General features: G+C 65.6%; 8 protein-coding genes. 4 read left to right on the forward strand and 4 right to left on the reverse strand.

Annotated features, from left to right (window positions below; genetic code table 11):
* Positions 1-137: 137 nt before the first annotated feature.
* From Q8P46_18030 to Q8P46_18040, 3 genes are all read right to left on the reverse strand, one after another.
* A complete protein-coding gene (locus Q8P46_18030) occupies positions 138-1,643 on the reverse strand; it encodes a gamma-glutamyltransferase (protein ID MDP2622044.1) in 1,506 nt (501 codons plus the stop codon).
* Positions 1,644-1,688: 45 nt separating this feature from the next.
* A complete protein-coding gene (locus tag Q8P46_18035) occupies positions 1,689-3,305 on the reverse strand; it encodes a phosphoenolpyruvate carboxykinase (protein MDP2622045.1) in 1,617 nt (538 codons plus the stop codon).
* A 202-nt stretch (positions 3,306-3,507) separates the two neighbouring features.
* Positions 3,508-4,245 (reverse strand): pyridoxamine 5'-phosphate oxidase family protein, encoded by a 738-nt coding sequence (locus tag Q8P46_18040; protein MDP2622046.1) that lies wholly within the window; start codon positions 4,243-4,245, stop codon positions 3,508-3,510.
* A 199-nt stretch (positions 4,246-4,444) separates the two neighbouring features.
* Between Q8P46_18040 and Q8P46_18045 the strand changes: the two genes are divergently transcribed.
* The 4 genes from Q8P46_18045 to Q8P46_18060 all read left to right on the forward strand — a co-directional run bounded on the left by Q8P46_18045 (position 4,445) and on the right by Q8P46_18060 (position 8,020).
* Positions 4,445-5,149: a response regulator transcription factor gene (locus Q8P46_18045; protein ID MDP2622047.1), complete on the forward strand. Its 705-nt coding sequence runs from the start codon at positions 4,445-4,447 to the stop codon at positions 5,147-5,149.
* A gap of 29 nt (positions 5,150-5,178) precedes the next feature.
* Entirely contained in the window at positions 5,179-6,963 is a 1,785-nt protein-coding gene (locus Q8P46_18050; protein ID MDP2622048.1) for a sensor histidine kinase, read from the forward strand.
* A complete protein-coding gene (locus tag Q8P46_18055) occupies positions 6,960-7,469 on the forward strand; it encodes an HPr kinase/phosphatase C-terminal domain-containing protein (protein MDP2622049.1) in 510 nt (169 codons plus the stop codon). Before Q8P46_18050 ends, Q8P46_18055 begins: the two co-directional genes overlap by 4 nt.
* A gap of 149 nt (positions 7,470-7,618) precedes the next feature.
* Positions 7,619-8,020 (forward strand): PTS sugar transporter subunit IIA, encoded by a 402-nt coding sequence (locus Q8P46_18060; protein ID MDP2622050.1) that lies wholly within the window; start codon positions 7,619-7,621, stop codon positions 8,018-8,020.
* 13 nt (positions 8,021-8,033) lie between these two features.
* Here Q8P46_18060 and Q8P46_18065 read toward each other — a convergent pair.
* Positions 8,034-8,156 (reverse strand): transposase (locus tag Q8P46_18065; GenBank protein MDP2622051.1); only part of this gene is annotated, 123 nt, incomplete at its 5' end.

An 8,156-nucleotide genomic window follows, 5' to 3' on the forward strand; every position in this document is an offset into this window, starting at 1 on the left:
GCCTTCGGTGGGCCAAATCGGCCCACCGGGTTCGTTGCGGCGCTCGCCCGATATCCCGTATCGCGCGTCGCGGCCCACGCCTGCCCGGATGAACCGATTTGGACCATCGAATCGATTCCCTATAACCATGAACCGCTCTAGACGATCAGCGCGACGCCGCCGCGGCGCGGGTCGCCGGCAGCGGCAAAGCCGCCCTTCGCCGCACGCTGCGCCACGTGGACGCCGCCATAATACATGCTGCGCTCGGGCCACGCCCGATGGTCCTTGAAGGCTTGGGTCAGCGCGTCGCGGTCCTTGGCCTCGAACAGATCCTCGAAGTCGAGATGGCCGTGCTCGATATGCAGCCGGGGTGCCGCGACCGCCTCGTCGAGCTCGCCGGCGCCCGCGAGCAGGCGCGCCGAAACCTGGAAAAGCGCGGTGCGGATCCGGTTCGAGCCGCCGCTGCCCAGCGCCGTGATCGTCCCGTCGCAGGCAACCAGCACGCTCGGTGCCATCATCGAGGACAGCCGCGTATCCTCGGGCCAGGCGTGGAAGCCCAGCGGGTTGATGTCCTCCTCGCCGAGCATGTTGTTGATCATGAAGCCGCAGCCGGGGACCATGCGGCCATTGCCCTCGCCGTTGCTGACCGTGGCGGCCGCCGCGTTGCCGGCGGCATCGATGACGCTGATATGGGTGGTGCCGCGGCCGCGGACCGCCGCGCCCTTGCCCGGCGCGCCGGCTGCGCCGAGAAACTGCCCGATGTCGCAGCCCGCCGACCGCCACGCCCGGTCGGTTGCGTCGATCGCTCGGGCAAGGTTGAGCGCGGCAACGGACAGCGGCCGTTCCTGCCGCGCCAGGTTGAAGAGCATGTCGCGGATCAGTCCGCCGCCGCAGGAGGGCGGCGGATTGAGGAGCGGCTCGACGCCGTCGAGCGCGGCGCTCAAGGGCGCCCGCTCGGCAACGGCATAGGCCTTCAGATCGCCCGCCCTGAGCGCGCCGCCAGCGCCCGTGACTGCCAGCATGGCCTCGGCGATCTCGCCCTCGCTGGCGATGCGTGGGCCTTCCCGGGCGATGACGTCGATGGCGTCGCCGAGCTCTTCGTTGCGGAACATGGCGCCGGTTGCAAGCAGGGCTCCGTCCGGCGCGAACAAGGCTCTTGCTTCGTGCGACCGGATCAGGATCGGCCCGACGATCTGAAACACGCGCGCCTGGGTGTCGTTGACTTCGACGCCGGCCTTGGCCGCGGCGACGGCGGGCGCGGCGAGGCGGGTCATGGGCAGCCGCGCCAGCGCGGCGTGCAGCGCATGGAGGCCGGGCACGAAACCCGGAACCGCGCTTGCGCCGGCGCCGATGTGGAATTCCTGGGTCGTGGTGCCGAAGTCGGCGTGAATGCCTTCGAATTCCAAGTTCGCCGGGTCGGGCTTCAGCCGCGGCGTGTGCACAAAAAAGTCGAACAGACGGGTCCGGTCATGCTCGACCGAGCGCGCCATGACGAAGCCGCCGCCGCCGGGGGACGCCAGCACCGGCTCTGCGACGCAGGCCATCCACAAGCCCGCGATCACCGCGTCGAAGGCGTTGCCGCCCTCGCGCAGCACGTCGGCCGCCGCCGCCGCCGTCAACTCGTGGCCGGCCGCGACCGCCCCCTTCTTGCCCCCTGTTGCCATTGCCTCAAGCGACGGTCGCCGCGACGATCGCCAAGCCGAACGCGGCTATTCGGCCGCTTCCCGGATCACCGGCGCAGCGTCGCGCACGTCCGGTTCGACGCGACTTTCGAACCGCGTGAAATTGTCGATGAACATCTGCACCAGCCGGCGGGCCTGTTCGTCGTAGGCCTTCTTGTCGGCCCAAGTTTCGCGCGGCGTGAGAATGGTGCGGTCGACGCCCGGCATCTCCAGCGGCACCTCGAAGCCGAAGCTCGGTTCGACGCGCATCGGTGCCTGCGCCAGGCTGCCGTCGAGGACCGCCGTCAACAGCGCCCGGGTCGCCTTGATCGGCATCCGCCGGCCTACGCCATAAGGGCCGCCGGTCCAGCCAGTATTCACCAGCCAGCAATGGGTGGCGTGCTTGCCGATGAGCTCGCGCAGGAGATTGCCGTAGACGGTCGGGTGCAGCGACATGAACGGCGCGCCGAAGCAAGTGGAAAAAGTGGCGGCCGGCTCGTGGCCCATGCCCTTTTCCGTCCCCGCCACCTTGGCCGTGTAGCCGGACAGAAAATGGTACATCGCCTGGCTCGCAGACAGTTTCGCGATCGGCGGCATGACGCCGAAGGCGTCCGCCGTCAGCATGATGAGGTTCATCGGGTGCGGCGCCAGGCCGGTCATGCTGGCGTTAGGAATGAAGTCGACGGGATAGGCGCAGCGGGTGTTCTCGGTCAGGCTGCCATCGTCGAAATCGGGCTCGCGGGTCTCCGGATCGATGACCACATTCTCGAACACGGTGCCGAAGCGCTGGGTGGTGGCGTAGATCTCCGGCTCCGCCGCGGCCGACAGGTTGATGGTCTTGGCGTAGCAGCCGCCCTCGAAATTGAATATGCCGTTCTTCGACCAACCGTGCTCGTCGTCGCCGATCAGGGTGCGGTTCGGATCGGCGGAAAGCGTCGTCTTGCCGGTTCCGGACAGGCCGAAAAAGGCGGCGGAATCCTCTTTCGCGCCGACATTGGCCGAGCAATGCATCGGCATCACGCCCTGCTTCGGCAGCGCGTAGCAGAGATAGGAGAACACCGACTTCTTCATCTCGCCGGCATAGGACGAATTGCCGATCAGCACCATGCCGCGGTCGAAATCGCAGGCGATGATGGTTTCGCTGCGCGTTCCGTGGCGCGCGGGATCGGCCTTGAAGCTCGGCAGATCGATGATTGTCATGCGCGGCTTAAAGGCGGCAAGTTCGGCCCTCGGCGGGCGGATCAGCATGTGGCGGATGAACAGCGCGTGCCAGGCATATTCGCAGTAGACCCGCACCGGCAGCCGGTATGCCGGATCGGCGCCGGCATAGAGATCCTGGGCATAAAGCGCCATGCCCTCGGCGTGCTTCAGGAAATCGCGGCGCAAAAGGTCGAACTCATCCGGCGTGAGCGAGGCCACATTGTCCCACCAGACCTCGGCCTCGTTGGCAGGCGTGCGCACCAGAAATTTGTCCTTGGGCGAACGGCCGGTGTGCTGCCCGGTGACCGCCGCGAAGGGGCCGTTTGCCGCCAGAACGCCCTCGCCGTTCCTGATTGCCGCTTCATAGAGCGCCGGAACGCCAAGGTTCCAATTGAGACCCGCAAGACCGCGCAACTCGAACTTGTCCGCTCCGAACGCGCGGTTGAATACGCCAGTCTGTTTCAACGATTCCTCCCGTTGCACATGAGGCGACACGTCAGCCCTTGCCCGCGCCCGGCCGGCAGGAGGCCCGACGCCGCAAGCCGTTTGAGCCCCAAATGGCTATCCGGCACGTCTTGCTTTTTTCTTGACGCCCTAAACCATCGCGTCTGCGCTTGCAAGCGGACCGCGCATCGGGGCGGTGTTGGATGTTGAGGTGGTAAAGAGTTTAGAGCGCCCGGCGCCGGGCATCGTCGGCAAGCTGGACGAGCATTTTGCGCAACGCATCGGCGTCGTAAACCGGGTCCGGAAACACAAGCCGGCGCTGCGCTCCCTCACACAGGAGATCGGCGCCTTCCGGATCGAACCCGACGAATTGCCACGCTCCCTTGGCGGCGCCCAGGAGCCGGGTCGCGTAGAGGCCGACGGCTTCATGATGGTCTTCATTCATATGCGCGATCACGTCTGCCTCCGCGCCGGCAAGCCGCGCCGCCTTGGCGCCGGCGAACAGGAACGTCGCGGCGGGCATGGTCTCTATACGGCCGAATCCGCCGACGAAATGCGCCGATTCCACCCGTAATGCGTAAAAGGAAAAATCGGCAAAGGAGGCATAGTGGGCGCTTTCGGGATGGCGGGCGAGAAACCGCCGCCGCAATTCGGCATCGTCGCTCCGCTCGAGCCGCCCCATGACCGTGACCCGTCCCGCCGCCAATATGTCGCCGCCTTCGGGTGCCGGTTCAACCTGTTCGAACAACAGGCTTGCCCGCGGATCGCGATCGATGTTCTTTGTGTGACGGGCCAGCGTCGACATCAGCGTCACCGGGGTTGCATCAAAGCCGGTCGCCACCGCGACAAGGGAGGCGAAGGGCGCGCCGGTCTCGCCGTCAAGCGTTGCAAGCGCCGCCTTGCGCGAGGCGCGCACGATCTGGCGGCTGGCGGAGGCCTCGTTCTGCTTCGGCGCGGACATGGGCTTATCCTTGCAAAATCGCGGCGTTTGGGCCATGGATCAAAGCCCGCGACTTCATTCGGCCGATGAGATAAGATAATAAATTCAAAGCCGAAATCCTGGCAGTCGGCGAATTAGCGCGTGGCGAGACCGTCACAATTTGCCCCAGTTGCCGCAATACAGGCGACGCAGCTGTTACACGTTTAGGATTGGGGACTCAATGGCGACCATCGCTCTTGTCGACGACGACCGCAATATCCTGACCTCCGTCAGCATTGTGCTGGAATCGGAAGGTTACAAGGTTCGCACCTTTACCGATGGCGCAAGCGCGCTCGAGGGCTTGCGCACCGAGCCGACGGATCTGGCAATTCTGGACATCAAGATGCCGCGGATGGACGGAATGGAGCTGTTGCGCCGGTTGCGCCAGCAAACCGAGATGCCGGTCATCTTCCTCACCTCCAAGGACGAGGAGATCGACGAATTGTTCGGGCTCAAGATGGGCGCCGATGATTTTATCCGCAAACCGTTCTCCCAGCGCCTGCTGGTGGAGCGGGTGCGGGCGGTCCTGCGCCGGGCCAATCCGCGCAGCGTGACGCCGCTCAAGGAAGAGGAGGCGCGGGTCCTGGAGCGCGGCCATCTGCGGATGGACCCGGAACGCCATACCTGCACTTGGAAGGGCGAACCGGTAACGCTGACGGTGACCGAGTTCCTGATACTGCGCGCGCTTGCCCAGCGCCCCGGCGTGGTCAAGAGCCGCAACGCCTTGATGGACGCGGCCTATGACGACCAGGTTTATGTTGACGATCGCACCATTGACAGTCACATCAAGCGGTTGAGAAAGAAATTCAAGGCGGTCGACGGCAAATTCGACGTCATCGAGACGCTGTACGGCGTCGGATACAGGTTCAAGGAGTCTGACGCCTGAACTCGCCTGGCCGCACAAAATGAACGGGAATGGCAGTCGAAACCGAAAGATACTGGCAGCGACCCGAGCGGCGTGGCGGTTTGTGGATCTTCCTCCGACGGCGGCTGACCGCCGCCCGGCGGGCCGTGCGCATGATCGGCAATGCGGGTTTCTCGACACTCTCACGGCGCATCGTCATCCTCAATCTGGGCGCGCTCTTGGTTCTGGTTTCCGGCTTTCTCTACATGAACCAGTTCCGCGAGGGACTGATCGACGCGCGCGTGCAGAGCCTGCTGACCCAGGGCGAGATCATCGCCGCGGCGATCTCCGCCTCGGCCACCGCCGACACCGACACCATCACCATTAATCCGCAGCAGCTGTTGGAGCTCGACGCGGGCGAAAGCGTGGCGCCGGTCGAGGAAGGGCTCAGCGAGCTCGAATTTCCCATCAACCCGGAGCGGGTGGCGCCGATCCTGCGGCGCCTGATCCTGCCGACCGGCACCCGCGCGCGCATCTATGACCGCGACGGCTTGCTCATTCTCGATTCGCGTCACCTTTACTCGCGCGGTCAGATCCTGCGCTACGACTTGCCGCCGCTGCTCGAATCAGAACCCGGCCTGCTCGAGCGGCTTTGGCGCCAGGCGCTGTTGTGGATGCGCCGCGGCGACCTGCCGTTTTACGAGGAGCTCGGCCCCGATAACGGCAAGGGCTATCCCGAGGTGCAGGCGGCGTTGACCGGATCGAAGGGAACCATCGTGCGGGTCAACGACAAAGGCGAGATCGTCGTCTCGGTCGCGGTGCCGGTAAACCGGTTCCGCGCCGTCCTCGGCGTCCTCTTGCTGTCGACCCAGGGCGGCGATATCGATGCGGTGCTGCATGCCGAGCGGCTCGGCGTGGCCCGCGTCTTCATCGTCGCGGCACTGGTCACCACGGTGCTGTCGATCGTCCTGGCGAGCACCATAGCCGGCCCGGTGCGGCGGCTGGCCGACGCCGCCGAACGGGTCCGGCGATCGATCAAGGCGCGCGCCGCCCTGCCGGACTTCACCCACCGCAACGACGAGATCGGCCACCTGTCCGGGACCCTGCGCGACATGACCGACGCGCTCTATGACCGCATCGAGGCGATCGAGAGTTTTGCCGCCGACGTGGCGCACGAGCTGAAGAACCCGCTGACCTCGCTGAGAAGCGCGGTCGATACGCTGCCTCTGGTGACCAACAAGGCGGATCTTGCACGTCTGATCAAGATCGCCCGCCACGATGTCAGTCGGCTCGATCGGCTGATCAGCGACATTTCCGACGCCTCGCGGCTTGATGCCGAACTGGCTCGCGAGGAGGCCGAGCCGGTCGACATCGCCAATCTGCTCAGCACGGTCATTTCCATCGTCAACGATACCCGCGACTCAAACGAAAGCGAGGTAGAGCTTTTCATTCGCGATGCAAAGGCCGGCGGCAACGCCTTTGTCGTATCCGGCCACGCCAGCCGCCTCGGCCAGGTCACCGCCAATCTGCTCGACAATGCTCGCTCCTTCTCCGCGCCGGACGGCCGGGTCTGGGTGACGGCGCGGCGGCTGGCCCGACACATCGAAATCCTGGTCGAGGACGAGGGCCCCGGCATTCCGCCGGAGAATTTGGAACGCATCTTCAGGCGCTTCTACACCGACCGGCCCAGCACTGAGGCTTTCGGCCAGAATTCGGGCCTCGGCCTGTCGATCTCGCGGCAGATCGTCGAGAGCCACAGTGGGCGCATCTGGGCGGAAAACCGCATCGCCAAGGATACTCAGGGCCAAGCGCGGATCGTCGGCGCCCGCTTGGTCGTCCGCCTGCCGACAAAATGATGCAAACGGGCGGCGCGACGGCGGGCCCGGTGGCCATGGCGGCGAGCTGCGTGCTTCTGGGCGCTCGCGGCGTGCTCATTCGCGGAGCCTCCGGCAGCGGTAAGTCGACGCTTGCCTGGTCCCTGATCCGCGAGCCGCGTCCGTTCGCCTTCGCCCGCCTCGTCTGCGACGATCAGGTGTTGGTCGAGGCGCAAGACGGCCGCCTGCTGGCGAGCCCCGTCGCGGCAATCGCCGGACGCATCGAGATTCGCGGCCTCGGAATCGTGCCCCTCGCCCATGAGCCGCTCGCCCGCATCGGCCTCCTCGCCGATCTGACGCCGGCAAACGATATCCCGCGCCTGCCGCAGCCGGACGATTTGCGCAGCGAGCTCCTCGGCGTCGCTCTGCCGCGCCTTGCCGTGCCGATGCGGAATCCGCTCGCCGCCGCGCTCGTGCTGCACGCCATGTCGCACCTTGCCGCCGGCGGCGACCTTGCCGATTTCTCGGGCGATGATGTCAGAGTTTGATCGAGTGCGCCATCCAAGCGCGGCGCGTCCTGCGGACACCAGCAAACGCTCTTGCGCTGCAACAGCCATCCGGCCCATGATTGCGGCCCACCGTATGCAAAGGCTGAGATCGGCCGCTTCGTGCGCGGCCGCATGATGGGATCGCATGAATGATTGGTCTTGTCCTGGTCACGCACGGCAAGCTCGCGGCCGAGTTTCGCGCGGCGTTGGAGCATGTGGTCGGTCCTCAGAGCAATATCGAGACCGTCTCGATCGGCCCCGACGACGACATGGAGCAGCGCCGGGCCGACATTCTCGCCGCCGTCGAGCGCGTCGACAGTGGCAGCGGCGTCGTGCTTCTCACCGACATGTTCGGCGGCACGCCCTCCAACCTGGCGATCTCGGTCATGGAGAGCGCTCATGTCGAGGTCATCGCCGGCATCAACCTGCCGATGCTGATCAAGCTCACCAGCGTGCGCGATGAGGCGAGCCTGGAGGATGCCGTGCGCGAGGCGCAGGATGCCGGGCGCAAATATATCAACGTCGCAAGTCAAGTCCTGTCCGGGAACTAAGGCCTGTTGAGATTCATCGTGAGTTGATGACGGCGGCGGCGAGATGGATGATGGCTTTGAAGCTCTCGTCGGTTTTGTCGGCGCGCATGGCGATGCGCTTGAACTCCTTGAGTTTGCAGAAGAAGTTTTCGATCAG

This window comes from Hyphomicrobiales bacterium, assembly GCA_030688605.1.
Taxonomy (GTDB): domain Bacteria; phylum Pseudomonadota; class Alphaproteobacteria; order Rhizobiales; family NORP267; genus JAUYJB01.

Bases quoted from the DNA above. Each gene is read 5' to 3' on its own strand.
- Q8P46_18030 (MDP2622044.1), bottom strand. From the start codon at position 1,643: ATGGCAACAGGGGGCAAGAAGGGGGCGGTCGCGGCCGGCCACGAGTTG.
- Q8P46_18040 (MDP2622046.1), bottom strand. From the start codon at position 4,245: ATGTCCGCGCCGAAGCAGAACGAGGCCTCCGCCAGCCGCCAGATCGTG.
- Q8P46_18045 (MDP2622047.1), top strand. From the start codon at position 4,445: ATGGCGACCATCGCTCTTGTCGACGACGACCGCAATATCCTGACCTCC.
- Q8P46_18050 (MDP2622048.1), top strand. From the start codon at position 5,179: ATGGCAGTCGAAACCGAAAGATACTGGCAGCGACCCGAGCGGCGTGGC.
- Q8P46_18055 (MDP2622049.1), top strand. From the start codon at position 6,960: ATGATGCAAACGGGCGGCGCGACGGCGGGCCCGGTGGCCATGGCGGCG.
- Q8P46_18060 (MDP2622050.1), top strand. From the start codon at position 7,619: ATGATTGGTCTTGTCCTGGTCACGCACGGCAAGCTCGCGGCCGAGTTT.